Origin of the sequence: Acetoanaerobium noterae (genome assembly GCF_900168025.1) — a bacterium.
Lineage (GTDB): Bacteria > Bacillota > Clostridia > Peptostreptococcales > Filifactoraceae > Acetoanaerobium > Acetoanaerobium noterae.
On the sequence record NZ_FUYN01000005.1, the window covers coordinates 1 to 26,653 of the forward strand.

General features: G+C 31.4%; 29 protein-coding genes and 2 tRNA genes. 26 read left to right on the forward strand and 5 right to left on the reverse strand.

Annotated elements, in window-relative coordinates; all coding sequences use genetic code 11:
• The coding region (locus B5X47_RS09650; protein WP_079589955.1) for a transposase at window positions 1–225 on the reverse strand (225 nt) is incomplete at its 3' end.
• A 119-nt stretch (window positions 226–344) separates the two neighbouring features.
• On the opposite strand from B5X47_RS09650, the gene B5X47_RS09655 reads away from it, so the two are divergent.
• The 4 genes from B5X47_RS09655 (at window position 345) to B5X47_RS09670 (ending at window position 5,217) form a co-directional block, all read left to right on the forward strand.
• Window positions 345–1,040: a sensor histidine kinase gene (locus tag B5X47_RS09655; protein WP_207651483.1), complete on the forward strand. Its 696-nt coding sequence runs from the start codon at window positions 345–347 to the stop codon at window positions 1,038–1,040.
• A gap of 367 nt (window positions 1,041–1,407) precedes the next feature.
• Window positions 1,408–3,126, forward strand: a complete 1,719-nt coding sequence (locus B5X47_RS09660) for a methyl-accepting chemotaxis protein (protein ID WP_159446450.1) — start codon at window positions 1,408–1,410, stop codon at window positions 3,124–3,126.
• Between the two features lie 352 nt (window positions 3,127–3,478).
• On the forward strand, window positions 3,479–4,498 hold the full coding sequence (locus tag B5X47_RS09665) for an HD-GYP domain-containing protein (protein ID WP_159446451.1): 1,020 nt from the start codon (window positions 3,479–3,481) through the stop codon (window positions 4,496–4,498).
• A complete protein-coding gene (locus B5X47_RS09670; RefSeq protein WP_079589959.1) occupies window positions 4,495–5,217 on the forward strand; it encodes a GGDEF domain-containing protein in 723 nt (240 codons plus the stop codon). The genes B5X47_RS09665 and B5X47_RS09670 overlap by 4 nt, the downstream gene beginning before the upstream one ends.
• 394 nt (window positions 5,218–5,611) lie before the next feature.
• Here B5X47_RS09670 and B5X47_RS09675 read toward each other — a convergent pair whose 3' ends face one another.
• Complete coding sequence (locus B5X47_RS09675) at window positions 5,612–5,857, reverse strand: SHOCT domain-containing protein (RefSeq protein ID WP_242951037.1); 246 nt, start codon at window positions 5,855–5,857, stop codon at window positions 5,612–5,614.
• A gap of 443 nt (window positions 5,858–6,300) precedes the next feature.
• Here B5X47_RS09675 and B5X47_RS09680 point away from each other — a divergent pair, with 443 nt between their 5' ends.
• Genes B5X47_RS09680 through B5X47_RS09690 form a run of 3 tightly spaced genes read left to right on the forward strand, consistent with a single transcriptional unit; the run spans window position 6,301 to window position 8,452 of the window.
• The gene (locus B5X47_RS09680) at window positions 6,301–7,110 is read left to right on the forward strand and encodes a S8 family serine peptidase (RefSeq protein WP_079589961.1); all 810 of its coding nucleotides are present in this window, start codon (window positions 6,301–6,303) and stop codon (window positions 7,108–7,110) included.
• Between the two features lie 47 nt (window positions 7,111–7,157).
• Entirely contained in the window at window positions 7,158–7,373 is a 216-nt protein-coding gene (locus tag B5X47_RS09685) for a type II toxin-antitoxin system RelE/ParE family toxin (protein ID WP_242951038.1), read from the forward strand.
• A gap of 26 nt (window positions 7,374–7,399) precedes the next feature.
• On the forward strand, window positions 7,400–8,452 hold the full coding sequence (locus B5X47_RS09690; RefSeq protein ID WP_079589963.1) for a helix-turn-helix domain-containing protein: 1,053 nt from the start codon (window positions 7,400–7,402) through the stop codon (window positions 8,450–8,452).
• Between the two features lie 21 nt (window positions 8,453–8,473).
• Here the strand turns inward: B5X47_RS09690 and B5X47_RS09695 are convergent, their stop codons facing one another.
• Both B5X47_RS09695 and B5X47_RS09700 read right to left on the reverse strand, forming a co-directional pair.
• Entirely contained in the window at window positions 8,474–8,935 is a 462-nt protein-coding gene (locus B5X47_RS09695; protein ID WP_079589964.1) for an ImmA/IrrE family metallo-endopeptidase, read from the reverse strand.
• Window positions 8,936–8,949: 14 nt separating this feature from the next.
• On the reverse strand, window positions 8,950–9,408 hold the full coding sequence (locus B5X47_RS09700; RefSeq protein WP_079589965.1) for a helix-turn-helix domain-containing protein: 459 nt from the start codon (window positions 9,406–9,408) through the stop codon (window positions 8,950–8,952).
• Between the two features lie 176 nt (window positions 9,409–9,584).
• Here B5X47_RS09700 and B5X47_RS09705 point away from each other — a divergent pair, with 176 nt between their 5' ends.
• The 4 genes from B5X47_RS09705 to B5X47_RS09720 all read left to right on the forward strand — a co-directional run bounded on the left by B5X47_RS09705 (window position 9,585) and on the right by B5X47_RS09720 (window position 12,712).
• Window positions 9,585–10,136 carry a hypothetical protein gene (locus B5X47_RS09705; RefSeq protein WP_079589966.1) on the forward strand — a complete coding sequence of 184 codons (552 nt, stop codon included), beginning with the start codon at window positions 9,585–9,587 and terminating at the stop codon, window positions 10,134–10,136.
• Window positions 10,137–10,345: 209 nt separating this feature from the next.
• The gene (locus tag B5X47_RS09710) at window positions 10,346–10,741 is read left to right on the forward strand and encodes an RNA polymerase sigma factor (protein ID WP_079589968.1); all 396 of its coding nucleotides are present in this window, start codon (window positions 10,346–10,348) and stop codon (window positions 10,739–10,741) included.
• A 468-nt stretch (window positions 10,742–11,209) separates the two neighbouring features.
• Window positions 11,210–11,386, forward strand: a complete 177-nt coding sequence (locus tag B5X47_RS09715) for a helix-turn-helix domain-containing protein (RefSeq protein WP_330395761.1) — start codon at window positions 11,210–11,212, stop codon at window positions 11,384–11,386.
• A 126-nt stretch (window positions 11,387–11,512) separates the two neighbouring features.
• The gene (locus B5X47_RS09720) at window positions 11,513–12,712 is read left to right on the forward strand and encodes a tyrosine-type recombinase/integrase (protein ID WP_079589969.1); all 1,200 of its coding nucleotides are present in this window, start codon (window positions 11,513–11,515) and stop codon (window positions 12,710–12,712) included.
• Between the two features lie 50 nt (window positions 12,713–12,762).
• Here B5X47_RS09720 and B5X47_RS09725 read toward each other — a convergent pair.
• Window positions 12,763–12,848 (reverse strand) — tRNA-Leu (locus B5X47_RS09725).
• Between the two features lie 201 nt (window positions 12,849–13,049).
• On the opposite strand from B5X47_RS09725, the gene polA reads away from it, so the two are divergent.
• The 15 genes from polA to mreC all read left to right on the forward strand — a co-directional run bounded on the left by polA (window position 13,050) and on the right by mreC (window position 26,650).
• Entirely contained in the window at window positions 13,050–15,683 is a 2,634-nt protein-coding gene (polA, locus tag B5X47_RS09730; RefSeq protein WP_079589970.1) for a DNA polymerase I, read from the forward strand.
• Window positions 15,670–16,287, forward strand: a complete 618-nt coding sequence (gene coaE, locus B5X47_RS09735; protein ID WP_242951039.1) for a dephospho-CoA kinase — start codon at window positions 15,670–15,672, stop codon at window positions 16,285–16,287. Before polA ends, coaE begins: the two co-directional genes overlap by 14 nt.
• Before the next feature lies 1 nt (window position 16,288).
• Entirely contained in the window at window positions 16,289–16,825 is a 537-nt protein-coding gene (locus B5X47_RS09740) for a lytic transglycosylase domain-containing protein (RefSeq protein ID WP_159446452.1), read from the forward strand.
• A gap of 53 nt (window positions 16,826–16,878) precedes the next feature.
• Window positions 16,879–16,964 (forward strand) — tRNA-Leu (locus tag B5X47_RS09745).
• Between the two features lie 231 nt (window positions 16,965–17,195).
• Window positions 17,196–18,050, forward strand: coding sequence for an FUSC family protein (locus B5X47_RS09750; RefSeq protein WP_079589972.1), 855 nt, complete (start codon window positions 17,196–17,198; stop codon window positions 18,048–18,050).
• 203 nt (window positions 18,051–18,253) lie between these two features.
• A complete protein-coding gene (locus B5X47_RS09755) occupies window positions 18,254–19,132 on the forward strand; it encodes a C40 family peptidase (protein WP_079589974.1) in 879 nt (292 codons plus the stop codon).
• Between the two features lie 185 nt (window positions 19,133–19,317).
• Window positions 19,318–20,646: an electron transport complex subunit RsxC gene (gene rsxC / locus B5X47_RS09760; protein WP_079589975.1), complete on the forward strand. Its 1,329-nt coding sequence runs from the start codon at window positions 19,318–19,320 to the stop codon at window positions 20,644–20,646.
• 18 nt (window positions 20,647–20,664) lie between these two features.
• Complete coding sequence (locus tag B5X47_RS09765) at window positions 20,665–21,609, forward strand: RnfABCDGE type electron transport complex subunit D (protein WP_079589976.1); 945 nt, start codon at window positions 20,665–20,667, stop codon at window positions 21,607–21,609.
• Window positions 21,609–22,166, forward strand: coding sequence for an RnfABCDGE type electron transport complex subunit G (locus B5X47_RS09770; RefSeq protein ID WP_079589978.1), 558 nt, complete (start codon window positions 21,609–21,611; stop codon window positions 22,164–22,166). Before B5X47_RS09765 ends, B5X47_RS09770 begins: the two co-directional genes overlap by 1 nt.
• 11 nt (window positions 22,167–22,177) lie before the next feature.
• Entirely contained in the window at window positions 22,178–22,801 is a 624-nt protein-coding gene (gene rsxE / locus B5X47_RS09775) for an electron transport complex subunit RsxE (protein WP_079589979.1), read from the forward strand.
• A 12-nt stretch (window positions 22,802–22,813) separates the two neighbouring features.
• A complete protein-coding gene (rsxA, locus tag B5X47_RS09780) occupies window positions 22,814–23,395 on the forward strand; it encodes an electron transport complex subunit RsxA (RefSeq protein ID WP_013361611.1) in 582 nt (193 codons plus the stop codon).
• A gap of 11 nt (window positions 23,396–23,406) precedes the next feature.
• Window positions 23,407–24,384, forward strand: coding sequence for an RnfABCDGE type electron transport complex subunit B (rnfB, locus tag B5X47_RS09785; protein ID WP_079589981.1), 978 nt, complete (start codon window positions 23,407–23,409; stop codon window positions 24,382–24,384).
• A 110-nt stretch (window positions 24,385–24,494) separates the two neighbouring features.
• Window positions 24,495–25,070: a Maf family protein gene (locus B5X47_RS09790; protein WP_159446453.1), complete on the forward strand. Its 576-nt coding sequence runs from the start codon at window positions 24,495–24,497 to the stop codon at window positions 25,068–25,070.
• Between the two features lie 16 nt (window positions 25,071–25,086).
• Complete coding sequence (radC, locus tag B5X47_RS09795; RefSeq protein ID WP_079589983.1) at window positions 25,087–25,773, forward strand: RadC family protein; 687 nt, start codon at window positions 25,087–25,089, stop codon at window positions 25,771–25,773.
• Window positions 25,774–25,789: 16 nt separating this feature from the next.
• Window positions 25,790–26,650 (forward strand): rod shape-determining protein MreC, encoded by an 861-nt coding sequence (gene mreC / locus B5X47_RS09800; RefSeq protein WP_079589984.1) that lies wholly within the window; start codon window positions 25,790–25,792, stop codon window positions 26,648–26,650.
• The last annotated feature ends 3 nt before the right edge of the window (window positions 26,651–26,653 follow it).

A 26,653-nucleotide genomic window follows, 5' to 3' on the forward strand; every position in this document is an offset into this window, starting at 1 on the left:
AAGTTCCTTGATTTTCTTATTTAAAGCTCGTATTTCTTCACTTGAAGCATTTTTTTCTTTATTATGTGGTTTAATATATTGGCATTCTTCACTGTATTTTTTAATCCATCCTGCTATTGTAGATTTTGCTACTCCATAGGTCTGGTAAAGATTATTTAATGATTTACCATCTAAATATTCTTTAACTAATTCTTTCTTAAAATCTATATCGTAATATGTTTTCATTTGCAATCCTCCTAGTCCGATTTTATTATATATTTTCGTACTAGATGTTACAACTTTATTATACCATTACACCCTCTCGTCAGTCAAAAGTGAAAGAAATTAGAGTAATCCAACAGAGCTTGCAAACATTACAATCAAGGTTAAAGTTGAAACAGAAAAATAGGAAAGCTCTTATTGATCAGCTGGTACACCAGACTAGGACGCCTCTAACCATCTTAAGGACACATCTGGAAGGAATCGAGGATGGGGTAATTGATATGGTTCCTGAGGAAATCAGGGTATGTGAAAATCAGATTGAGAACATTACAGCTATTATTACAAATATGAGCAGTATGATTGATGCAGAAAAATTGGAGACGACATTAAATATCGAAGAATTTGAACTTAGCCAGCTCGTTAAGCAGATTGTTAATGGTTTAAAAGCACAATTTGAAAAAAAAGGAATAGATTTTAAAATCACAGATCACGAAAAAGTATCGATAAAAACGGATAAATATAGATTAAGCCAGGCTATATACAACATACTGACGAATGCGTATAAATTTACTGAACCAAATGGTAATGTATTTGTATCCTACCATGTAAATTCTGATAGTATTATCTTAGCAATAGAAGATAACGGTCCGGGAATAAGTAAAGAAGATCAAGCTAAAATTTTTGGCGCCTATTATAAAAAGGATATATCAATTGGATCGGCAGGAGACGGTATTGGCCTTTATGTAGCAAATGAAAATATGGCAATCATTCATGGTACAATTATTGTAGAATCTGATTTAACTAAAGGTAGTAAATTCATATTGACAATACCAAGATAATCAAAATTATATATACTAAAATATTGTATATACTATGAGTGTGCCAGACTTGTAATGAGCAGCACGCTCATAATGATGTTGTGATAATAAGGGACTCATAATAGTATTTTTAATTTCATAATACTGAAATTGCGTTAGGTAAATTACTTATATGCTCTAAGCAACTAACTGCCGAGCTGGAACAAGAAAGCTTTTAAGAAAAGAAATATCATTTTTACAACTAAGATTCAAACATGCGAGGTAAATGAATTCTTTTGAAAATTCATAAAATATCAAAATCTCCATGAAAATTACATATATTTATGCTATATTATTAAAAGCGACAAAAAAGTATATGAATCTAACTATAATAGGGAGGACAACAAAAATGGGATTTAGAAAAAAATTATTGATAGGATTTTCTGCTATTATGATTATCATGGTGTTTTTGGGAGTGTTTGGCCTTTATGAAATGAAATCAATTAATAACAATGTAAAGGAAATTTATAATGTCACGTTAAAAGGAGTATACTATTTGAAAGATGCTCATTATAATATTATCAAAGCTCAGAGAGTAGAAAAGAATGTTCTTTTATCAAAAACAAAAGATGAAAAAATGGAACACACTATGCACTTGGATGAAACATATACAGATGGAATTATCAAAAATTTAAATTTATATATGGCTTTGAGTGCAGGTGAAGGTAACGAGGCCGAGATTGAAGCATTGATTAGTAAAGTTAATGATGTAAAAAAAATCCAGAGTGAAGTAATTGATAAAAGTATGGCAGGTAGTGAGGATGAGGCACTAGCACTTTCTCAAAACAGTGCCAAGGCATTTGATAAAATAGACACATTGATTACAGAACTATCACAGCATGAATTGGCAGAAGCCGATGATACTTTTATAAACAGTAATAGTACATATAATAAATCATTTTTGATCTTTATTGGAATTATATTTTTTGCTTTAATTGCCGGTGCTTTCATAATGAGTAGAATGGCCGCGTCGGTAATCAAGCCTTTAAAAAGATCAGTACGATTCGCCGATGAATTATCAAAAGGGAACTTGAATAGCAGAATTGATATTCGAATGGCTAATGATGAAATTGGCATGCTTGTGAATTCCCTTAATAATACAGGTGAGAAACTAAGTGAAATTGTATCTGAAATCAAGAAATCTTCAATGGGTTTGGAAGAAAGTACAGAACAATTAAATATGGCAACAGAAGAATCGAATCAGGTTATGGATGAAATAGGAGTTTCGGTAGGTGCCATTACAGATAATATTGAGCAAGTGGTTTCTTCGATAGAACATATCAGTAGTAATTTAAAAAATATAGTTATTAATGCTGATGAAGTATCAAAATTAACCCAGGAAGCTAATACAGAATCTAATACTCTTATTGAGTCAGCAAAAAAAGGTAGAAGTTCAGTCGATATATTAATACATAATACAAAAGATATCGAGAAATCGACAAATGAGGTACATGTAACAATAGACGATCTACAAGTACTTTCAGGTAAAATTGATAATATAATAACTGTGATTAAGGATATTGCCGCACAGACCAATCTTTTAGCCCTTAATGCATCAATAGAAGCAGCTAGAGCAGGTGAACATGGTAGAGGTTTTATGGTTGTGGCTGAAGAAGTGAGAAAATTGGCGGATGGCAGTGCGGTTGCAGCAGCCGACATTGAGAATACAATAATCGAAGTACAAAATAAAACAAACATAGCAGTACAGAGCATAACAATTACAGAGAAAAAAGTAATTGAAGGAAATCAGGCTGCATTAGTGGCCGATACTAATTTAACTATTATTCTTGATAGTATTGCTCAATTGGCTGAAAAGATAAGGAAGATTTCAGTACAATCAGAAGAACAGGCAAATTCCGCTGAAAATATTTCAGAACATATGGATCAGGCCGTGATTAATTCAAAGGATGTAGCACAGTCCGCACATAATATAAATGGTAAAATTGGCGAGCAAATAGCTGCAATTCAAGAGATAAGTGCTGTATCTAATCCTCTTCTGATGATGACAGAAAATCTTAATAAGATGATTCAGTACTTTCAAACAACTGAGATTGAGGCAGAAAAATAGTATATATAAAATTATTAGTAAAATATTTTATGATACAACAAGGTGGGCACTTAACAGTCGCCCACTTTACTATATATTTAAGGGATTGAGGTATGTAATGAAAAAGTATTCATTAGTAAAAACATTTATACTATACAGTCTTATTACTTTTATTTTAATTGGCGCCGTTTTATCGTTTGTCATATCGAATCATATTAAAAATGATTATCATCAAAATTTATATGATGCCGCTCAAATTGCCGTGGACAGTATAAATGAAAGTATTTTAGTAGAATCTGATTTTGATAATAATATTGATAACGCTAAGCAAATGCTTCTGGAAGAAAATATCAATAGATCATTGAGCCTGTATATGCCCCAATCATATACCATGTTTAATAATAAGAAGAAAATAGTATTAACAAACAGACAGTCCTCAGAGACAATAACTGCAAATGATCTTAGTGGTGTTGATATGATACTGGAAAGTAAGGTAACATATTATATCTCCAAAGCTTATTCTATTAATGATGTAATTAATACAAGAGTATTCAACTTATATGTTCCGATAAAATATAAAGAGAACATTGCAGGAGTACTAATGCTTCAAATCCCGGAAGTGGTTATTAAATCACATGTGGATATGCTTTTAAAAGAAATAATTTTGACTATGTCTGGTGGATTGCTGGTACTCTTTTTGTTGTTAATAAGAATCTTGTATTCAGCATCAAAGACATTAAGGAATCAAAACAATGAACTAATAAATCAAAAAGCAGAGATCGAAACAGCTTATAAACAGCTTTCAGACTCATATAGGAACACTATATCAGCATTATCAAATGCAGTCGACGCCAGAGACGCATATACCGCTGGGCATTCGGAAAGAGTAACAAAAATATCTCTTCTTATAGGTGAAAATCTTGGCTTGTCAGCGGATGAGATGAAAAAACTGGAATACGCCGCTTTATTCCACGATATAGGTAAGATAGGAATTCCTGATCATATTCTGTTAAAGAACAGTAAACTTACGGACGAAGAGTTCGCTATAATTCAAAAGCATCCTGAAATGGGGGTAAATATACTTAAATCTATAGAGTTTCTAGATGATATTCTGCCCATAATCATGCATCACCACGAAAGATATATCGGCAACGGATATCCGGATAAGCTTAGTGGAGAAAGAATTCCGCTGTGTTCTAAGATAATATCAGTGGCAGATACATATGATGCGATGACATCTAATAGACCTTATCGAAAAAAACTCCAACATGAGGTAGCAGTCGATGAAATATTGCGTAATAAACAAGTACAGTTTGATGCTAGAATCGTTGACGCTTTTTTAGCAATAGAAAAATTATTGAATGATGATAACAAACGAGGAAAGCGAATATGAATAAAAAATTCACTGCTATAGTTATTTTGTCCATGATATTATTGGGCGCTGTTTGCGGATATACATTTTATTTGATTTTTATGTCGACTAGCGAATGTTTATTAATACACTGTGTTTCAACTGGAATTATTTATGGTTTAATCAATTCGTTATTTACATTGTTTTTTATACATAGGTACAGTATTCTAAAAGTAGATAAACAAAAACTTGAACAGGAAATAAGAATAGATAAATTAACTGAATTATATAATAGATATGCTTTTGAAGAAGATATAAAGAGTCTGAATAACAGCTCAACTTACACTGTGATTTATTTGGACATAGATGATTTTAGTAAATTTAATAACACCTATGGACATGAAGCAGGCGATAACGTATTAAAAAATGTGGCAAAAACAATTAAAGGTAGCATTCGGAACATTGATAAAGCATATCGATATGGCGGTGAAGAATTGATAGTTATTTTAGATGAGTGTTCAAAAGAATTAGCTTTGAAAATTGGTAATAGAATTGTAGAGAATATCAGGGATTGTGATAATACACCTTATTCAGGAATTACAGTTTCTGCTGGATTAGCTTCTGCTCCTGATGATGCTGAGTCTATTGTTAATCTATTAAGAGCAAGTGATATAGCTTTATATAGAGCGAAAGAATTTGGAAAGGATAGATTAGTTTGTTATCAGAAAAAAAAGGAGCAAAATTTCACTGATAAATTGTGAGTAGTTTAGTATTTGGTTAGAGTATTATTATATATTTTTTTTTGAATAGTATCCATAGCCTTCAAATTGATGAAAATTATATCAGTTTGAAGGCAATTTCTTTTATACGCAGGGATTCAGCATTCCCAAAGCTGTAAAGGATTTTCTATCCCAAACTAACATAAAATCTGCCATACGTCTATATATCCATAAATTCCAAAGTACTTTTATCTTTCTGTCGAGAAGGAATATATGAAGCTTACATTATCAGATTGATTTTCCAATTCTAAACATCTTTCATAGAATATCACAACAATTAAATTTATTTACCATAAAACAAATTTGATTGATATATTCCGCGGAATTGAATCAGAACTGAATTAGTGAATTACCTAACTGCTTTTTTATTATTTTTTCACTTTTTAATCTCAGATTTCTTTCTCTGGTATTCCTCATCCGATATTTCGCCTTTTGCATAAATCTCATTCAATATATCAAGAGCTGTTTTAGACGCAGCCTGACTATCGTCTGGCCGAGCTGATTGTCGAAGATATCGGATCAAGGCAATAATACCTAGAACCACCAGAATACACATTCCTATCATCATAAGCCATCCCCAGCCGTAACCCATCATTCCATATCCATAACTGCCGTAACCCATCATATTCATCGCCTCCCTTTGTGATACTTTATACTTATTAAATCAACAATTACCTGTTCAACACCGTTTGAATCCAACCGAACTGCCAAGGTAGCTTTTTTATTCCATAACATATTTATCTGTATCGACTGTTTTATCATTGGATTCGATTTTTCTCATTTTTTATCAATAAGTATGCTTTCATCGTAACCGCTCTATTATCTACCGGATATTAACTCTTAATAATAGCTTTACTGTATTGAGTTATATGACTCTTTAAAAGCTTCTCCAATACTACTTATGATTAGGTTGTTCCTCCTTTATGCATACCGAAAATATTTTACTATAAAGTTCTCTTTATAGCTTTTGTATTTCGCAAGTATGGGAAGTTATACAAGTCTAGTAAGTAATATAATTATCTAAAAAGCATATAATATAGTAATAAAATTTATTCAGGGTATGATATGAATAATAATGAAAAATATAAAATTACAAGCAATGAATATGCTGACTTAATAATAGCGTATAACGGAAATATGGATATTTTGGAAAGTAACCCAAATTATTCATACAACTTAATAAACGATAAATTGGCCATATTGCATATTCCGGTAAATGAAATAACAGAAAATGGTATTTATCGATTTAGCTATTCTTCAATGCCTAAATGCTATGGGATCATGACTTATATTCAAGCTGAAAATGTACCAGGTTTTACTCTACATCAATTACCAAGCGAAACTCTTACAGGGAAAGGCGTAATTATTGGGATTGTAGATACAGGGATAGTTTATACCATGCCTGTCTTCCAGTATCCGGATAAAACTTCTAAAATTATTTCAATATGGGACCAGACAATTGAAAGCAACCATAATCCGAATGGTTTCTATTATGGTACCGAATATAATCGTGATCAGATTAATGCTGCGATAAATTCTGATAACCCTCATAATATTGTCCCAAGTACCGATGACATTGGGGAAGGTACCGCCATGGCCGGAATTGCTGCCGCATTTTATGATCAAAAAAAACAATTTGCCGGAGAAGCTATAAATTCCGAATTGGTTATCGTAAAATTAAAGCCCGCCAAGCCATATTTAAAAGATTTTTTTGGTATACCGGAAGATGCAATTTGTTATCAGGAAAATGATTTCATGATGGGCATTAAATATTTATTGGCAATCGCAAACCGAGAAAACCGACCAATTGTAATATGTACAGGTATCGGATCTTCGCAAGGCTCTCATACGGGAAATGATATCATAAGCAATTAAAGGTGTGTACAAACTTTTCTTGTGCTAAAAAAGATTATGGCGAGAGGATGGCAACTCTAATTCATCAACGCATAGATGAAATTAAAGCTGCAACTTCCGTTGATATGCTTATTCAGTTTTCGATTGGAAGATGCCACCAATTACAAGGAAATAGAAAAGGTGAATATGCAATGGATTTAGTACATCCTTATAGATTGGTTTTTGAGAACAATGACAAAGCAATCCAATTTGTAAAAATTATTAATATAGAGGATTACCACTAAATGAATGTGGCTAGGAGGAATGAGTTATGAGGTATAGTAATTACACTATTGCTATTCCACCAGGTGCGACAATACGAGAGCAGATTGAAAATAGAGGGATGAAACAAAAAGAGTTTGCTCTAAGAATGGGTTTATCAGAAAAGCATATAAGTAGATTAATTAATGGGCAAGTAGAGTTGACTCAAGATGTTTCATTAAGATTGGAATCTGTTTTAGGTGTTCCAGCAAGCTTTTGGAACAACATGGAGGTTATTTATCGTGAGAAGTTGGCTCGTATCGAATCAGAAGAGGACATGAATCGGGATATAGAGATTATAAAAGCTTTTCCTTACTCAAAAATTGCAGCACTTGGATGGGTTGACAAAACAAGAAAACCAGAAGAAAAAGTAAATCAGCTAAGACAGTTCTTTGAAGTAGCGAAATTATATTTATTAGAAAATTTGAGAATTCCTGGCATAGCCTACAGAAAAACTGGGGAAAATAGCTTTAGTGACTATAGTCTTGCTGTTTGGGCTCAAAAAGCTAGATTAGAAGCAAGAAAATATAATGTAGAGCCAATCAACATTAGTAAGTTGGAAAAAGTAATGCCAAATATTCGAGAAATGACAACAAAATCACCTGAAATATTTTGTAAAGAGCTTATAGAACTATTAGGAGGCTGTGGCATTGCTTTGATTTTTCTTCCTCATATAGGAGGTTCTTTCTTACATGGGACAACTTTTTATGATGGTAATAAAATTGTAATGGGATTAACTGTAAGAGGAAAGTATGCAGATAAATTTTGGTTTAGTCTTTTTCATGAACTTCATCACATTATATCTGGACACATTATCAATGCTGAAGAGACAACACTAGAAGAAGAAAACGAAGCGGATGGCTTTGCAAAAGATACATTGATTTCTCCCGATGATTATAATGATTTTATAGAAAATAAATGCTACTCTAAAGATTGCATTATATCATTTGCTAATAAAATAGGTATATCTCCAGGTATTGTTCTAGGACGCTTACAAAAAGAGAATCATATTCCATATGATCACTATAACGAAATCAAACAAAAGTATGAAATTAATAATTGATATAGGGGTTTAATATAATTTTTAGTAGTTTTTTATTTTCAATATATCTATTTTATTTTTAACAAGATGAATAGGGATACAAAGCTCAGAAGCTATATATGAATAAGTATGGCCTGCTAAAATCAATTCTAAAAATCTAGTTTCATCAATCAAAAGTTCAGCAGCAAAAAGATTAGCTTCACGTTCTGGTTTTGAAGACATGTCAAATAAGCCAAATTCTCTTATTGCAAAGTTTTTGGCAAAATGAAGATGAAGCCTATCATGGCCAAGTTCATGGGCGCAAATCACTGGCTTTAAATCTTCTGAAATATTTTTATTTATAACTATATATTTCATTCTAGACTGATAGTAATAATATCCTTTTAAATTGCCAAGGTCATGGTATATGATATCTATATTAAGGCCCTTGGCAATTTCAAAAGGATCTCTAGTTTTATATTTTCTTGTAAGTTTATCTACTTCTTCAAGTATTCTACTTATCATAATATAAACCCTTTCTATTTATTAGTTTCATCAATTTTCTTCTTCCCATATTTTTTCCTAGATTTAGATTTTGCATCAAAATAAAGTTCAGTTATTGATTGAAAGAAAGCATCTTTATCTTCATCAGAAAGACTTCCGCCAGAAAATATAGCTGCCGTTTTTTCTAGTAAATTTTCAGCCTCTTTTTTCCCCTTATAACCAAAATTTTCTTTAGCAGAAGATATAAACTCATCTTTATATTCAATATCAATATTGTTCTCATATTCATCTATATCAGTATCGTCTAATAGATAGTCTATAGACACATCAAAAATATCTGCAAATCCATTAATAATCTTTTGACCTTTTGGAAATCTAGTTCCATTTTCATAATTACAGATAGTTTTCTGAGTAACTCCTATCCTCTCAGCAAGTTCAGCTTGTGAAAGATTATTTTTCTTTCTCAATTCTTTTATTTTTTCTCCAAAGCTCATTTTTAGATTCCTCCATTTATTTATATTTTAACACATCTTAGAACGTATGTTCTGATTTTCATTGACTTAATTATTAGAACACTATATACTTTAAATAGAACGAAAGTACTTAAATATATTCTAATATTAGAACAGGGATTATGTCAATGCTATAAGCAGAAAGGAAGTGCATAATTATGGACTTATTTTTAAATGAAATTAATAGTAGTAAACAAAAGCAGTTACAGATAGGTAAAAGTAATCAAGTTGTGGCTAAGCATTATCACAATACTAAGCTTTTGCTAAAGTTATATAACAAAGTTCTTTGGAGGATTAATAATAATTTTAAAGTTATAGAGGATGAGTGTATTTATTCTACAGGAAAAAAAGTTGATGAATTAGTAAATCATTTATTAGATAAAGAAATGTTTGTATCTGAAGCAAGACTAGAAAGTAGACTTCAATCAATAAAAGATAGTAGAGAGATTATAAAATTAATAGATAAAGCTCTGATTATGCTAAAATCATATCCCGATAATGAAGAAAGATATTACTGGATAATATTCAAATCATATATATCTACTGAAAAATATACTGAGAATGATATTATTGATTTTCTATGCTGCTCAAGAGCAACTTATTTTAGAGAAAAGAAAAAAGCTATAGCTACGCTTAGCACTATCCTATGGGGATATCTAATTCCAGGACTATCAAATGAAATTAATAATATAGATTTGATACATTCATGATACTAAGTAGATACTCTCTTGGTACTGACATAACACTTTCATACTGATAACATTGATACAATAGGATTAATATGCATTAAATGAATCCCTGAAACTAACGAAGTTTCAGGGATTTTTTTATGCCTAAAATCCGATTAATAGCCATATTTTAAAGGTGGAGTCGCACATTTTGTGTGGCTCCTTTTTTCGTTTAGAAAGGAGAGTTACAAATGCCAAAAGAAAACAAAAACTTAGAAATGGTTTATCAATTTTTAAAAGAGGAGGAGGAAAAAGACAAGAACCAAGATAGGAGATATTACAGACATAATATTTCACTAGAATATTTGGATGAAAAAAGTGTTCCTTTAAAAGGAGACAATTATAAAGGTGATTCAGATGTAGAAAAAGAGGCGGAAGCATTATTAGCATTTATAGATGCTATTAGTAATGAACATCTAATAAAAGCCTTAAAAAAGCTAACTAAATCAGATTTGGAAATAATAGAACTCAAATATAGGTTTGGACTATCTATTAACGAAATTGCAATAAAACTCAGTCTTAATAATGAATCGGCTAAAAAAAGACATCAAAGAGCAATTGCAAAATTAAGAAAAGATTTGAAATAAAAAAACATTTTTTAAATTTTTGTCCCTTTTTATTCTTTCTCAAGGCTATATAGTGAGGGCATTTTTGTAAGCCCTCCTATGTTCCTTGAAAAATAAATATAAAGTGCTTTAAGTACATTACTGTGCAAAGGGATAAACCCTAAAGCAACATGAAGGATGCGCCAAGAAACTCATATAAAATTAAATTCTATTTTTGAGTTGAGCGAATAATTTCTGTTCAAAAAGAATTTGATAAATTCTATTGCGATAACCTGTACAGGAAAATAATGATACTTCTGCTTAGTCCTAACTCATCGTATGGAGAGCAGCTCGCATAATGTGGGAGAGGCGAAGAGCCTATGATACTTACTAATCATAAGTAGCTTAAAGTAATTGAATTAGCTAAAATAAATTTTCATACTATATATAAAGACCATATTAGAGCATCTTGCTTTTCTATGGTCTTTAATTTGATAAGGAGTAATCGATGTGTTTGAAAACTATCCAGATGTTGTTAATGTTAGCGAGTTGAGTGAAATGCTCGGAATATGCGAAAAGACAGCATATATACTACTGAAAAATAATAAAATTAAGTACATTAGAATTGGAAGAGTATATAAAATACCAAAAGTATATGTAATAGAATTTTTATATAAAAAGAATTAATTAACCAAAAAACCAAGCAGTAATAGTAAATTTACTAAAGCTATTAATATTGACTTCAAATAATGTATACCCTAATATTAAAGTATCACAATTAGGTGTACATGCTAAATAAAATAGGAGGATAAAATGGTAGCAGGTCATCTACAAGAAAAGAAAGGTCGTTATTATGTAGTTCTAAGTTATAAAGATAGGCAAAATAAAAGAATAACTAAATGGATATCTACAAAACTTCCAGTAAAGAATAATAAGAAAAAAGCAGAACAAATTTTAAATGAGTATAAGACTAAGTATCAGATGATGATAGAAGGAAACATTAATGAGCAGAATGAACAAGTCGAAAATAGTAGGCTTGAAAATTTATTATTTACAGATTTTATCCAGGATTGGTTGGAACTTGTAAAACCTAATTTAGAAAAAACTAGCTATACATCTTATCATAATATTATTCATAAGAGAATAATACCTTACTTTGAAAAAAATCCAATAAGAGTTTCAGATATTAGAGCCTATCATATTCAAAAATTCTATCAGTATGCCCAGATGAAATACAATCTATCTAACACAACACTAATAAGATACCATGCTAATATTAGGAAAGCTTTACAGTATGCTCTAAAATTGAAACTAGTAACTACAAATGAAGCAGATTTAGTTGAGAAACCTAAAAAACAGCAGGTAGTATATAACTATTATAATGACAGAGAGATAGTTAATTTATTAGAAAAAGTAAAAGGTTTAAAAATAGAATTTGCTGTAATAATGGCAGTATATTACGGATTAAGAAGAAGTGAAATACTTGGACTTAAATGGGAAGCTATAGATTTTGAAGATAAAACAATTACTATAAAACACACAATAACAGAGATTAAAGAAAATGGAAAAGTTAAAGAAGTTGAAAAAAACAGAACTAAGAATAAAGGGAGTTACAGAATATTACCTTTATTACCAGAAATTGAAGAGTATTTACTAAAAATGCATAAATCCCAAGAAGAGAACAAAAAAATAGCAAAGTCATCCTGGTCCGATGAATTTGCTCAATATATTTATCTTGACGAACTTGGGGTTCGTACTAAACCCAATTATATTACTCAACATTTCAATATGTTCTTAAAAAAGAACAAAATGAAGATGATCAGATTTCATGATTTAAGACATAGCTGTGCAAGTTTGCTTATTGCTAATGGAATAAGCTTAAAAGAAATCCAATTATGGCTAGGTCATAGTGACTATTCTACTACTGCAAATATATATGTCCATTTGGATTCTGCTTCAAAAAATAACACCGCCTCTGCTATCTCGAATGCAATTTCTAAAGCTAACTTTTAATAGCTCAAAAATATTTGGAGAGAACTTTGAAGAGAACTTTTTGAAGAAAGTGGTGCGGGTGAAGGGATTTGAACCCCCACATAGTCACCTATGGCGGATTTTGAGTCCGCTGCGTCTGCCGTTCCGCCACACCCGCATATAACACTTAATTATATTAGCATATGTTTATATAAAAATCAATAATGACTTGATTGGATATTTGACATTCTTTCTGATATAATTTCTTTAGGAAAATTACTTGAAAAAAACTTATTGTCAATATGACAAGATTTCCAAGAATTGTTAGCAATCATTGATTGCAATAATGGATGGAGCTCTTGTATCAATGGAGGATATAATGGACAAATTATTAATTTTGATAGATGGAAACAGTTTAATGAATAGAGCTTACTATGCTCTGCCTGAACTGATGAATAAAAAAGGACAGCATACCAATGCTATTTATGGATTTGCAAATATATTATTCAAAATAATGGATACCTATAAACCAAGCCATATATCAGTGGCATTTGACTTAAAAGCACCGACCTTTAGGCATAAGCAGTACGATGCGTATAAAGGTAACAGAAAAAAGATGCCGGATGAACTAAGAAAGCAGGTAGAGCCTCTTAAGAAAATGATAGATGCTTTCGGGATAAATAGAATTGAACTTGAAGGCTATGAAGCAGACGACTTAATAGGTACAGTTGCTAAAAATTTTGAGCAAGATGGTTTTGAAGTTTATATAATTACTGGTGATAAGGATGCTCTTCAATTAGTAAGTGATAAAATAAAGGTTTTATTTACTAAAAAAGGAATTTCAGAGCTAGATGAATATGATCCAGATAAAATGACTGAAAAATATGAGCTTACGCCTCAGCAATTTATCGATTTAAAGGGATTAATGGGAGATCAGTCAGATAATATTCCTGGAGTAGCAGGAATAGGCGAAAAAACAGGAATTAAGCTTTTGAAAGAGTATGGAAGTATAGAAAATATTTATATGAATATAGATGAGATTTCTAAAAGCGTAAAAGCAAAGCTTGAGGCTGGATATGATATGGCTTTTCTAAGTAAAAGCCTTGCAACTATTATGGTAGATATCCCTTTAGAGCTTAAAGTTGATGAGTTTGAAAAGAAGGATATAGACAAAAATACTTTAATCAGTTTGTTTTCAGAATTTGAATTTAATAGCTTGATAGGTAAGGTTGGAAATGATGAATCTGGTTTGATTGATAAAGTGCAAAAGGAGTATTTAATTTCAAATGATATTGAGTTATTAATAGATAAAGCAACTAGTTTGAAATCTTTAAATTTATTTTCTATTGCAAAATCTGGATTAGTCAGTGATAAAAGATTGATAAATTTATTTGTGAAGATAGATGAAGATTTTTTTAATATTGAAGAAAAAGATGTATTAAAGCTTAAGGATGTATTTGAGAATCCAGAAATAAAGAAGTATGGATATAATCTAAAAAATGACTGTTTAATTTTAAAGCCATATGAAATAAATTTGACAGGGCTTTATTTTGATATAGCCATAGCTGAATATCTAATTGATTCAACTAGCTCAAACTACGAAATCAAAGATATAGCGCTTAAATACAATCTTGGGGATGTGCTATCTTTAGAAGAGCTTTTGGGCAAAGGTAAAAGTAAAAAAGACTTTAAAGATTTATCAGATGCTCAGATATCAGGCTACGCATGTTCAGTTTTAGATATTGTTGATAATGGAAAAGAAGCTTTAATCACTACAATTGAAAATTATACGATGCACAATTTATTTTATGAAGTTGAAATGCCACTAGTTGAGATTTTAGCGGATATGGAATATATAGGCATAAGCGCAGATAAAGAAGTACTTAATGAACTAAAACAAAAATTCGATATTGAAATTAAAACTTTAGAAGTAAGCATTTATGAATATGCTGGAGAAAACTTCAATATTAACTCTCCAAAACAGCTTGGACATATTTTATTTGATAAGCTTGGGCTTCCAGCAATCAAAAAAACTAAAACGGGGTATTCTACAAATGCTGAAGTTTTAGAAGCTTTATCAGATAAACATCCTATAATAGATAAAATTACCTTATATAGACAATATACAAAGCTTCAGTCCACATACGTAGATGGGCTTTTAAATATAATTAATCCCAAAACGGGTAGAATTCACTCATCGTTTAATCAAACTATTACAACTACTGGGCGAATATCTTCAACTGAGCCTAATATGCAAAATATACCAGTGCGCCTAGAAATCGGGCGCGAACTAAGAAAAGTATTTGTAGCTCCAGAGGACATGTATTTAGTGGATGCTGACTATTCTCAGATTGAGCTTCGAATCCTGGCACACATTGCTAATGACGAAGGACTTATTGATGCCTTTTCAAAAGGTGATGATATTCATACAATTACAGCATCAGAAGTATTTAATGTGCCCCTAGATGAGGTCACTAAAGAACTTAGAAGCGCTGCAAAGGCAGTTAATTTTGGAATAGTTTATGGGATAAGTGATTTTGGCTTATCAAATAATCTTGGAATATCAAAGCAAGTTGCTAAAGAATATATCGATAATTACTTTGCAAGATATCCATATGTAAAAAAATACATGGAAGATATAGTAGAAAAGGCTAAAAATGATGGTTATGTAGAAACCTATATTGGAAGAAGAAGGTACATTCCTGAACTGGGTTCAAATAATTTTATAATGAAAAATTTAGGAAAAAGATTAGCTATGAACACTCCGATTCAAGGAAGCGCTGCAGATGTTATAAAAATTGCAATGGTAAAAGTATATGCTAGACTTAAATCTGAAGGGTTAAAATCTAAACTGATACTACAAGTTCATGATGAACTTATAATTGAGTCACCTGATAGTGAAAAATCATATGTAGCAGATTTATTAAAAGAAGAAATGGAATCCGCTGTAGACTTAAATGTTAAACTTACAGTTGATGCTAAATGGGGAAAATCTTGGTATGAAACAAAATAAAATGATTATTGGAATAACAGGTTCAATTGGAACAGGAAAGTCAACGGTAAGTAACTATTTAATATCAAAAGGCTATAGTGTTGTAGATGCAGACAAAATATCCAAAGGAGCCTATAATATTGGCTCAAATGGATATAAAGCTATTTTAGAAGTGTTTGGAGAAGAAATTTTAAATAGTAACGGAGAAGTAGATAGAAAAAAAATTAAAAAAATAGTATTTGATAATTCAAATATGCTACAAAGACTAAATATGGCTATTCATCCTATTATTATAAATGAAATTGAAAAAGAGATAGAAATACTGTTAGAGTCTCAAAACGTAGTTTTTCTTGATGCTCCTTTACTTATAGAAACTGAGCTTCATAAGAAGGTAAACAAGATAATTGTTGTTATCTGCGATAAAAATGAGCAAATTAATAGGATAATAAAAAGAGATAAGATTACGGCTGATATGGCTATTAGTATAATTAATAGTCAAATGAGTATTGACGAGAAGCTTAAGTTTGCAGATTATATAGTTTACAATAATAGCACTATTGAAAATTTATATAGTCAAGTTGACGAAATTATTTTGGAAATAAAAAAGGAAATATCTGATGTTTAATATGAAAAGAATTATGATAATTTTATTTATTGGATTGATTTTATTTTTAGGATATAAATCTGAGCCTAAATTATTGTTGTTTATAAAATATCCACAGCAATATAAAGAGTATGTTTTCAAATACTCAGATTTATATCAAATAGAAGATGAACTTATTTTTTCAATAATCAAAGCAGAGAGCAATTTTTATCCTTATGCTAAATCAAAAAAAGATGCTAAAGGGTTGATGCAGATTATTGACAAAACTTGGAGCTGGGGATGCAGTGAACTTGAGTCACCATCTATGGATTATTACAATATTGAGGATAATATTAAAGTAGGGACTTGGTATTTGAGAAGACTTATTAATGAATTCGGATCCGAGGAGTTAGCTGTATTGGCATATAACGCTGGATCAGGTAATGTAAATGCATGGATATCTAAAGGATATTTGTCAGATACTGACTATACAAAATGGGAAATCCCTTTTGAAGAATCTAAAGCATATATAAATAAAGTAATGAGTTATAGAAACAAATATGCTTTAATATACGAATAGAATATTGACATACTGAGTGTTTAGATGCTAAAATCAATTGCGTGAAGATTGATGCGAGAGTGCTGGAATTGGCAGACAGGCACGTTTGAGGGGCGTGTATCTTAGTGATGTGTGGGTTCAAGTCCCATCTCTCGCACCATAGCATAATTTGTATAAATATTGCTACGTAAATTTATGAAATTCATTATTTATTGCTAATAAAACAATTAAAACGATATTCGCTGAATCAATCAAAGTCTGATAATTGATGAACCGAGCCTTGATTTATTCAAAATAAGAGCTGTCTAAGTATAGATGGCTCTATTTTTTATATGATAAATCAAATTTATTGGGTAATATAATAATGTGAAAGGGTGATTATGATGGTGGGATGAGAAATATTAAGACTGCTATTTCTGTTGTGATTTGTATTGTTATATCAAATTTACTGAATTTGAATAATCCAATTTTTGTAATTATAGGTGCAATTGTAAGTATGCAAGGAAGTATAAATGAATCCTACAAAAGTGGAATTAATAGAATTCTAGGAACAGTTTTTGGTGCAATGGTAGGTATGCTATTTTATCAAATTAGCCCTAATAATACTTTATTAATTGGTCTTGGAACTATACTCATAATTCATATAAATAATAAATTAAAGTGGAATAAATCTATTGTTATTACACTTATTGTTTTTTGCTCAATTATGTTAAATACTGAAGAAAATGTGTTTATGTATTCAGCTTTTAGAGTAATTGACACAACTATAGGAATTATAGTTGCTTTTAGTGTTAATTTATTAGTGTTCAGACCAAAACATAAAGAAAAAATATCAACAATATTAGAACATTTGATTAGCTATCTAGATAAAGAGCTCTATGAGTATTTTGTGCTTAATATCCCATTTGAGTTAAAAGAATATAGTGATAAGCTAAATGAAATAAATCAATCCTACGAAATTTACAAGTCTGAATTTTTAAGTGGAGAAAAAAATTATAAGGAAGAGGAATTAATTATTAAATCACTTATGTTGCTTGATGAAATTTATCACAATATTAATATTATTCAAAACTTTGACAAACAAATATCAAAAAGTACAGCAAATATCATAAAAAAGCACCTTGAAATAGATATTTACAATACAATATCGTCTGAAGATGATTTATTCATGGTTTATAATTATCACATTAAAAACATAATCTTCGATTTGGTGAAATTAAAAGAATTACAAGGATACAACTTATAGAAAAAAGTGAAGTTGCAATTTAATTTGATTTATAGTATAATTTAAAAATGTTAACCTTCACAATGATTATTTAGGTATTAATAATTAGTTTAAACACGACAAAACAACTAAAACAGATAAAACTTACAATACAGTAATTTCAACAATAATATCACAATTTAAAACGCTTGAGGGTAAATCAAATTTAAATTAGGAGGTATCCGATGAAAAAAGGATGGTTACTATCGTGCTTGTTTACTACAAGTATAATACTTACATTTCCGGCAATAGCGGATGCAAATCAATACGAAAAGGCAGTAGTGGAATCACCTATAATAGATATTAGACTTGATTCAAACTCAAATTCAACTGTAATATCTAAAATTTCTAAAGGGCAAGAAATTTTAATTGTAGGTGAAGAGAATGGATGGACTAAGATTAAACTTGGAACAGGCATAGAAGGATTTATTGAGTCCTCAGATAGTCAAATTAAAAAGATTGAAGACGGCTTTATCACTAATAAGGGTGTAAACCTAAGAAGAAATGCTACCACAGAAAGTGAAGCAATTCATATCTTAAATACTGGAGATAAAGTTGAAATAATTGAAAAAAGTGGTCAGTGGACGAAGGTAAGATTAAATTCACTGATAGGTTATGTACATAGCGATTATATTTCATCTGACTTAAATAAATCTGCTACTGTGTCAAGAGGAGCTTCAAGAGATATCGATTCATTAATTGAAGTTGCAAAATCTAAATTAGGAACTCCATATAACTATGGAAGTTCAGGACCAAATAGCTTTGATTGTTCGGGCTTTGTTTCTTATTCATACAAGACATCTTTAGGAATTGACCTACCTAGAACATCTACTTCTCAGAGTAAGCAAGGAACTCAAGTATCTAAAGATGAGCTACAAACTGGAGATATTGTGTATTTTGATACAGGCGGTGGTCTAGACAGAGTTAATCACGTAGGTATTTATTTGTCAGACGGAGAATTCATTCATGCATCATCAGGGAGGAATATGAAAGTGATGATTTCATCTCTAGATGAAAAGCATTATCGAAACTCTTATATGGGTGCTACAAGGATTATTGAATAACCGCTTAATTAAGCGGTTATTTTTTTTAAAAAAAATATTGTTAATAAAATATTTAAAATTAAATTTTTAAAAAAATGTAGTATACTTTATAAGGACAAGTGTAAATGAATAAAGTATACATTTTATTGCTCATTTATTCATTTATTTTAAATAAATATACGAAAAAGATTAAGGAGGGAACATTTATGAAGCTATTAAGCTTTAAAGGAGGAATTCATCCTCCACATAATAAGGAACTGACAGAACATCTTCCGGTTGAAAAGGCTATTAATCCTAAAATAGTGTACATACCATTGGCCCAGCATATCGGAGCTCCATGTAGCCCAATTGTAAATGTTGGAGATATTGTGAAGGTTGGTCAAGCTATTGGAGAACCACAGGGTTTTGTTTCTTCTCCAGTTCATTCTTCAGTGTCTGGTAAAGTTATAGCTATAAAGCCTATGACTACGCCAGGTGGACAAATGACAACTTGTATTGTTATTGAAAACGATTTTAATGATGAAATCCATGAAAGTATTATGCCGTACGGTGAGGTTAAAGACCTTTCGTCTGAAAAACTTTTAGAGATAGTTAAAAATGCTGGTATAGTAGGTATGGGTGGAGCAACTTTCCCAACTCATGTAAAACTTAGCCCGCCTAAAGAAAAAAATATTGATGTTGTAATATTAAATGGAGCAGAATGCGAACCTTATTTAACAGCGGATCATAGATTGATGCTAGAAACACCCGAGGATGTTGTAAATGGATTATTAGGAATAATGAAGATTTTAGGTGTAGAAAAAGGATACATTGGAATAGAAGACAATAAACCAGATTGTATTGCCAGTGTATCAAAGGTTGCTCAAGGGATTAATAGCATTGAGGTAGTTGGACTTAGGACTAAATATCCTCAAGGAGCGGAAAAACAACTTATCTATGCATGCACTAATAGAGAGGTTCCAAGCGGGGGTCTTCCTATGGATGCCGGAGTCGTGGTTAATAACGTTGCTACTGCTGCTCAGCTTGCAAAGACTATAAGAACAGGTATGCCACTTATCGATAGAATATGTACAGTTACGGGCGGGGCAATTTCAAATCCTAAAAATATTCAAATAAAAATTGGAACTTTATACAGTGAAATAATTGACCAAGCTGGTGGCTTTAAAACTCAACCAAGTAAAGTAATCAGTGGGGGTCCGATGATGGGCATAGCACAATTTACTTTAGAAGTACCGGCAACTAAAGGTTCATCTGGAATATTATGTTTTACATATGAGGAAGCAAAGGCTAAAGAAGTTCAAAACTGTATGAGATGTGCAAAGTGCGTAAATATTTGCCCAGCTAATTTACAGCCATTATTCATAAGTGCGTATTCTTTAAAGAATGATTATAAAAAAGCAATGGAATTTAGAGCGCTTGATTGCATTGAATGCGGATCATGTTCATTTGTTTGTCCTTCAGCAAGGCCATTACTACAATCAATTCGTGTTGCTAAACGTGAAATTTTAGCTCAGAAAAGAAAAGAATCTAAATAAATTAGGAGGGTGATATAAATGGAAATGCCAAAACTAACCTTGTCATCATCTCCTCATATACAGACTAATGAAAATGTTACTACTGTTATGAGAGATGTTATTATTGCACTTTTGCCAGCTACGATTGCAGCGATATATTATTTTAGATTTGGAGCAATTGTTAATATACTAGTTGCTGTTTTAGGAGCTGTAGCTGCAGAGTATTTAATTCAAAAATTAATGAAAAAGCCAATTACAATCAAAGATTATAGTGCGGCTGTGACTGGACTTTTATTAGCATTCAATGTTCCGTCAACTTTACCTTGGTGGATGACTCTAATAGGATCAGTTTTTGCTATTGCTGTTGTAAAACAGTTGTTTGGAGGACTAGGACATAACTTTATGAATCCAGCGCTTGCAGCTAGAGCAGTGCTATTAGCTTCTTGGCCAGTAGAAATGACATCTTGGGTTACTACAGGAGCTGACGCAGTTGCTACAGCTACACCTTTAGCAGTAATTAAGGGAGCTGAAGCAGGAGCAACCTCAGCATCTATGTTTGATTTATTAATTGGAAATGTTGGAGGATGTATTGGTGAAACCTCTGCAATACTACTTATAATCGGCGGAATATATCTGATTTATAGAGGCGTAATAACATATGTAATACCAACATACTACATAGGAACTGTTGCTGTTTTAACGTTTATTTTCTCTGGGTTTGATATTTCGATGCTAAGCTACAACATTTTAGCTGGAGGATTGATTTTAGGAGCATTTTTTATGGCGACTGATTATACAACATCTCCTGTATCAAAAAAAGGTCAAATTATTTATGCTATTGGATGCGGTCTACTAACTGCAGTTATAAGATACTACGGAGGATATCCTGAGGGAGTTTCTTACTCTATATTATTAATGAACGTAGCAACTCCGCTTATAGATAAATATATTTCACCAAGAGTATTTGGGGAGGTGGCAAAATAATGAAAAATGAAATTGTTAAGTTGGGAATTATTTTGTTAATTATTACAGCCATTGCTGCAGCATTACTAGGATTTGTAAACCAAATTACATCGCCTGTAATTGAAGCTCAGATAATAGAAGCGAATAATATGGCTAGAAAATCTATACTTTCTGACGCTGATAGTTTTGAATTAATCCAAGAAGACTTTGGCGGAGAGGTATTAGAAGTATACAAGGGCTTAAAAGGCTCCGACATAGTAGGATATACTATAAAAACTGCACCAAAAGGATATGCAGGAGCTATTGAGGTAACAACAGGAATTACTGTTGATGGCACTATTTCTGGAGTATCTATTGGTACTATGAATGAAACACCAGGTCTTGGAGCAAAAGCAAAGGACGAAGCATTTATAAGCCAATATAATTCAAAAATGACAGATGAAAATTTAGCTGTTATAAAAAATGGTACACCAGCTGAGAATGAAATAGTGGCAATATCTGGAGCTACCATAACATCTTCAGCAGTTACAAAAGGTGTAAATACAGCAATTGAACTATTTAAAAATAGCTTACAATAGGAGGTGTCTATATGAACTTATTTAAAATACTAAAAAATGGAATAGTTGATGAGAATCCGACGTTTGTTCAGGTTTTGGGAATGTGTCCTACTCTGGCTGTAACTACATCAGCAGTTAATGGTTTAGGAATGGGCCTTGCAACTACAGCAGTTTTAGCTATGTCGAATTTTGCAATTTCGATTCTTAGAAAAGTAATACCTTCAAAAATAAGAATTCCAGCATATGTTGTTGTAATTGCAACGTTTGTAACGATAGTGGGAATGCTTTTAAAAGCATATGTACCAGCCCTGGATAAATCGTTAGGCCTATTTATACCACTAATAGTTGTAAACTGTATAATACTAGCAAGAGCAGAGAGCTTTGCTTCTAAAAATAACGGGATAGCCTCTACTTTTGACGGTATAGGAATGGGCCTAGGCTTTACTTTATCTCTTACGCTTTTAGGCACTGTAAGAGAGATTTTAGGAGCAGGCTCAATATTTGGAAATATGCTATTTGGAGAAGCTTTTAAACCTGCTATTATCATGATTCTTCCTCCAGGTGCTTTTTTAGCTTTGGGTATGATGCTTGCAGTATTTAAAAAAATGACAACTGGCAAAAAAAATAAAAAATCTGAAATTCAATCTGCTAGTTAGGAGGTTTAAACTATGATAAAATCGATTTTGATTATAATGCTTAGCTCAATACTTGTTAATAACTTTGTATTATCAAGATTTTTAGGAATATGTCCATTCTTAGGAGTTTCTAAGAAAGTTGAAACTGCGCTTGGTATGGGAATGGCTGTAACCTTTGTTATGGTCCTAGCTTCAATTTTTACATATTTAATTCAAAAATTAATTCTAGTAAACCTTGGGATTGAATATATGCAGACAATAGCATTTATTCTTGTAATTGCGTCACTTGTTCAATTCGTAGAAATGGTAATTCAAAAGACTAGTCCTACTTTATACCAAGCTCTTGGTGTATATTTGCCTCTTATAACAACTAACTGTGCAGTTTTGGGGGTAGCGATTTTAAATATTCAAAGTGAGTACAATTTGATTGAAACTATATTTAATGGATTTGCCGCAGCAGTAGGATTTACACTTGCAATTGTTTTGTTCGCTGGAATCAGAGAGAGATTAGAAATATCAGATATTCCTGAAATTTTTCAAGGATTCCCAATTGCTCTTATTAGCGCAGGTCTTATGTCAATCGCATTCCTAGGCTTCAGTGGCTTAGTAAAATAGGAGGTCAAACTATGAGTTCTATCTTAAATTCAGTATTAAGTCTTTCAGCTATGGGATTGGTTTTCGGAGCAGGTTTAGCTTATGCATCTCAGAAGTTTGCTGTAGAAGTTGACCCTAAAGAAGAAGCAATACTAAACGCTCTACCAGGAGCTAACTGTGGTGGATGTGGATTTCCAGGATGTGGTGGATTAGCGACTGCTATTGCTAAGGGAGAGGCTGCTACTAATGCTTGTCCTGTAGGAGGAGCAGAGGTTGCAGAAAAAATCTCAGAAATTATGGGTGTAAATGCTTCAGCTGGAACTAAAATGATTGCAAATGTAATATGTAATGGAACTAATTCAAATGCAAAAAATAAATCTCTTTACAGCGGGATATTAGATTGTAAGGCTGCTTCATTGGTTGCAAATGGTCCAAAGTCATGCTCTTATGGATGTCTTGGATTTGGCACATGTGAAAATGTATGCCCGTTTGATGCTATTCACGTTTATGATGATGGAATAGCTCATGTGGATGAGGAGAAATGTGTAGGTTGTGGGAAATGTATAGAAGCATGTCCGAAAGCTGTAATTCATTGGATTCCATATGGACAAGAGGTATCTATTGATTGTAATAGCAAAGAAAAAGGGAAGGATGTAAAGGAAAAATGTAGCGTTGGTTGTATTGGATGTCAAATTTGTGTTAAGAGTTGTCCTTTCCAAGCAATAACTTTTGAAAATAACTTAGCAAAAATAGATTATTCAAAATGTACTCAGTGCATGGTTTGTGTTGAAAAATGTCCGACAAAAGCAATTAGTGGAGATTTATCAAAAAGAAAAACTGCTAGAGTAATCGATGATTTGTGCATAGGATGTACAATCTGTGCCAAAAATTGTCCGACAAATGCAATCGAGGGTGAACTAAAGGCGATACATAAAGTTGATCCAGATAAGTGTATAGGCTGTAAAGTTTGCTATCAAAAATGTCCTAAAAAAGCTATAGAAATGATATAAGATTTAAATTTAAACAATAAGACCTTTGGTTTTATTGTTTTTTTTTTAATTGAATGATACACTAAAAAGAGTGCAATACTATGAAGTAAACAAATTAGGAGGATGAAATTTTGGACATAATACTTGCTTCTGCATCTCCAAGAAGAAAAGATATTTTAGACATATTTAACAAAGATTATATTATTAAAATTCCGTATGCAGATGAGACAATAAATAGTGAATTTTCTCCAGCAATAAATGCTATGCACATTGCTTATCTAAAGACTAAAAATATATTACAAAATAATCCAAAAGCGACTATAATTTCTGCAGATACAGTAGTAGCTATAGGTGATAAGATTTTTGGAAAGCCAAGAAGTGCAGAAGATGCTTTTGATATGCTTATTCAATTAAGTGGAAAGAAGCATTCTGTTATAACTGGATTTTGTATAGCCAATTCTGAAAAGAATATTATCTACACTGACTATGTAAAGACTGATGTTACTTTTAGAAACATATCAAAAAAATCTGTTGAAACCTACTTAAGTTCCAATGAGTATGAAGATAAAGCAGGTGCATATGCCATTCAAGGAAAAGCCAGTGTTTTTATAGATAAAATAGAAGGAGATTATTTTAATATTGTTGGGTTACCTATTTCAGAGATAAATAAAGTACTTACTGAGTTGTTTTCTTTAAGCTTGATTTAGAGATTAGGAGGCTAATATGATAGGTGGGAATCTCATAAAGGATATTATAAAAGATGAAAGACCCAGAGAAACTTTACTTAAAAAGGGAGAAACCTATTTATCTGATTCTGAACTATTAGCTATTTTGATTAACAATGGCACGAGAGACAAATCTGCGATTACTCTTGCTCGTGAAATCATAGAAACAAGTGATGGAATAAGAAATTTGTCAAATATCACAGTCGAAGAATTATCAAAAATAAAAGGCATTGGTCTAGCCAAGGCTTGTAGAATAATATCAGCACTAGAACTAGGCAGAAGAGTGTCTGTAGCTTCTGAGATGCAAAAATTCAAAATTTCTTCACCACAAGATATAGGTAATGTATATATGGAAGAGCTTAGATACAAGAAAAAAGAAATTTTCAGAGTTGTACTCTTAAATACAAAAAATGTAATAATTGGATCTAAGGATATTTCAGAGGGTAGTTTAAATGCATCTATTGTTCACCCGAGAGAAGTTTTTTTAGAAGCAATCAAAAAAAGTGCAAATAAAATGATTCTGATGCATAATCATCCATCAGGAGATCCGACACCAAGTAGTGAGGACATAAATATTACAAAACGTCTTATTAGCGCAGGTCAAATTGTAGGGATAGAAATTCTTGACCATGTAATAATTGGAGATGGAAGTTTTTACAGTTTTAAAGAGAATGGACAAATATAGTTTAGGAGATTATTTTATGCCTAATAAAAAGAAATATAGTAAAAAATTATATATATATCTTGCGTTAATCTTTACACTAGTAACAAGTCTTAGCCTATCTGTTAAGAAAGGCAACGATAATTTACTAAGTAGAATTGGGTTAGAATTGCTAGCACCCCCGAATAAAATGATTTCGAGTATAAAAAACTCTTCTGTAAATTTTATGGGAAGTGTAATACCAAAAAACGATAAAGATAAGAAAATAGAAGAGTTAGAAGCAGAAGTAGAAAAATTAAGAACACAACTAATAAAAAATACAGTAACGGAAAGTGAGCTTAAGCAGTTAAGTGATTTAAAACAAAGTTTAAAGTTTATTGAAGAGGATTATGAAAAAAATTATGTTACAGCATCTATAGTGGGCAAAAATGATGGGAATTATTATACATCATTTACTATATCTGCTGGTAAAAACCAAAATGTTCAAAAGGATGGTATTGTTTTAACAGGAAAAGGTCTTGTTGGAAGAATTTATGAAGTTTCTGATAATTATTCAAAGGCCATATCTATTTTAGATAGTAAATCTTCTGTGAGTTTTCAGGTTTTAAGAGAAGAAAGATATACTGGAATAGCTAGTCAAAACGTAACTATGGATTATGAATATAAAGATTTTGAAGGGTATATTAAAGGTTATCTATTTGATATAAACTATAAAGTTTTGCCAGGCGATATTATTATAACTTCTGGATTAGGCCTATATCCAAAAGGAATTCCGATTGGAAGCATTGATAAAATAATAGAAGATAAAAATAATCTTTTGAAATATGTTAAAATAAAACCGTATGTTAACTTGAAAAAAATTGATAAAGTTATGATCTTAAATCCTAGAGATTTTAATTAAAAG

Coding starts and splice junctions, on each gene's coding strand:
- B5X47_RS09660 (WP_159446450.1), top strand. CDS start 1,408: ATGGGATTTAGAAAAAAATTATTGATAGGATTTTCTGCTATTATGATT.
- B5X47_RS09665 (WP_159446451.1), top strand. CDS start 3,479: ATGCCCCAATCATATACCATGTTTAATAATAAGAAGAAAATAGTATTA.
- B5X47_RS09670 (WP_079589959.1), top strand. CDS start 4,495: ATGAATAAAAAATTCACTGCTATAGTTATTTTGTCCATGATATTATTG.
- B5X47_RS09675 (WP_242951037.1), bottom strand. CDS start 5,857: ATGGGTTACGGCAGTTATGGATATGGAATGATGGGTTACGGCTGGGGA.
- B5X47_RS09680 (WP_079589961.1), top strand. CDS start 6,301: ATGAATAATAATGAAAAATATAAAATTACAAGCAATGAATATGCTGAC.
- B5X47_RS09685 (WP_242951038.1), top strand. CDS start 7,158: ATGGCAACTCTAATTCATCAACGCATAGATGAAATTAAAGCTGCAACT.
- B5X47_RS09690 (WP_079589963.1), top strand. CDS start 7,400: ATGAGGTATAGTAATTACACTATTGCTATTCCACCAGGTGCGACAATA.
- B5X47_RS09695 (WP_079589964.1), bottom strand. CDS start 8,935: ATGATAAGTAGAATACTTGAAGAAGTAGATAAACTTACAAGAAAATAT.
- B5X47_RS09700 (WP_079589965.1), bottom strand. CDS start 9,408: ATGAGCTTTGGAGAAAAAATAAAAGAATTGAGAAAGAAAAATAATCTT.
- B5X47_RS09705 (WP_079589966.1), top strand. CDS start 9,585: ATGGACTTATTTTTAAATGAAATTAATAGTAGTAAACAAAAGCAGTTA.
- B5X47_RS09710 (WP_079589968.1), top strand. CDS start 10,346: ATGCCAAAAGAAAACAAAAACTTAGAAATGGTTTATCAATTTTTAAAA.
- B5X47_RS09720 (WP_079589969.1), top strand. CDS start 11,513: ATGGTAGCAGGTCATCTACAAGAAAAGAAAGGTCGTTATTATGTAGTT.
- polA (WP_079589970.1), top strand. CDS start 13,050: ATGGACAAATTATTAATTTTGATAGATGGAAACAGTTTAATGAATAGA.
- coaE (WP_242951039.1), top strand. CDS start 15,670: ATGAAACAAAATAAAATGATTATTGGAATAACAGGTTCAATTGGAACA.
- B5X47_RS09740 (WP_159446452.1), top strand. CDS start 16,289: ATGAAAAGAATTATGATAATTTTATTTATTGGATTGATTTTATTTTTA.
- B5X47_RS09750 (WP_079589972.1), top strand. CDS start 17,196: ATGAGAAATATTAAGACTGCTATTTCTGTTGTGATTTGTATTGTTATA.
- B5X47_RS09755 (WP_079589974.1), top strand. CDS start 18,254: ATGAAAAAAGGATGGTTACTATCGTGCTTGTTTACTACAAGTATAATA.
- rsxC (WP_079589975.1), top strand. CDS start 19,318: ATGAAGCTATTAAGCTTTAAAGGAGGAATTCATCCTCCACATAATAAG.
- B5X47_RS09765 (WP_079589976.1), top strand. CDS start 20,665: ATGGAAATGCCAAAACTAACCTTGTCATCATCTCCTCATATACAGACT.
- B5X47_RS09770 (WP_079589978.1), top strand. CDS start 21,609: ATGAAAAATGAAATTGTTAAGTTGGGAATTATTTTGTTAATTATTACA.
- rsxE (WP_079589979.1), top strand. CDS start 22,178: ATGAACTTATTTAAAATACTAAAAAATGGAATAGTTGATGAGAATCCG.
- rsxA (WP_013361611.1), top strand. CDS start 22,814: ATGATAAAATCGATTTTGATTATAATGCTTAGCTCAATACTTGTTAAT.
- rnfB (WP_079589981.1), top strand. CDS start 23,407: ATGAGTTCTATCTTAAATTCAGTATTAAGTCTTTCAGCTATGGGATTG.
- radC (WP_079589983.1), top strand. CDS start 25,087: ATGATAGGTGGGAATCTCATAAAGGATATTATAAAAGATGAAAGACCC.
- mreC (WP_079589984.1), top strand. CDS start 25,790: ATGCCTAATAAAAAGAAATATAGTAAAAAATTATATATATATCTTGCG.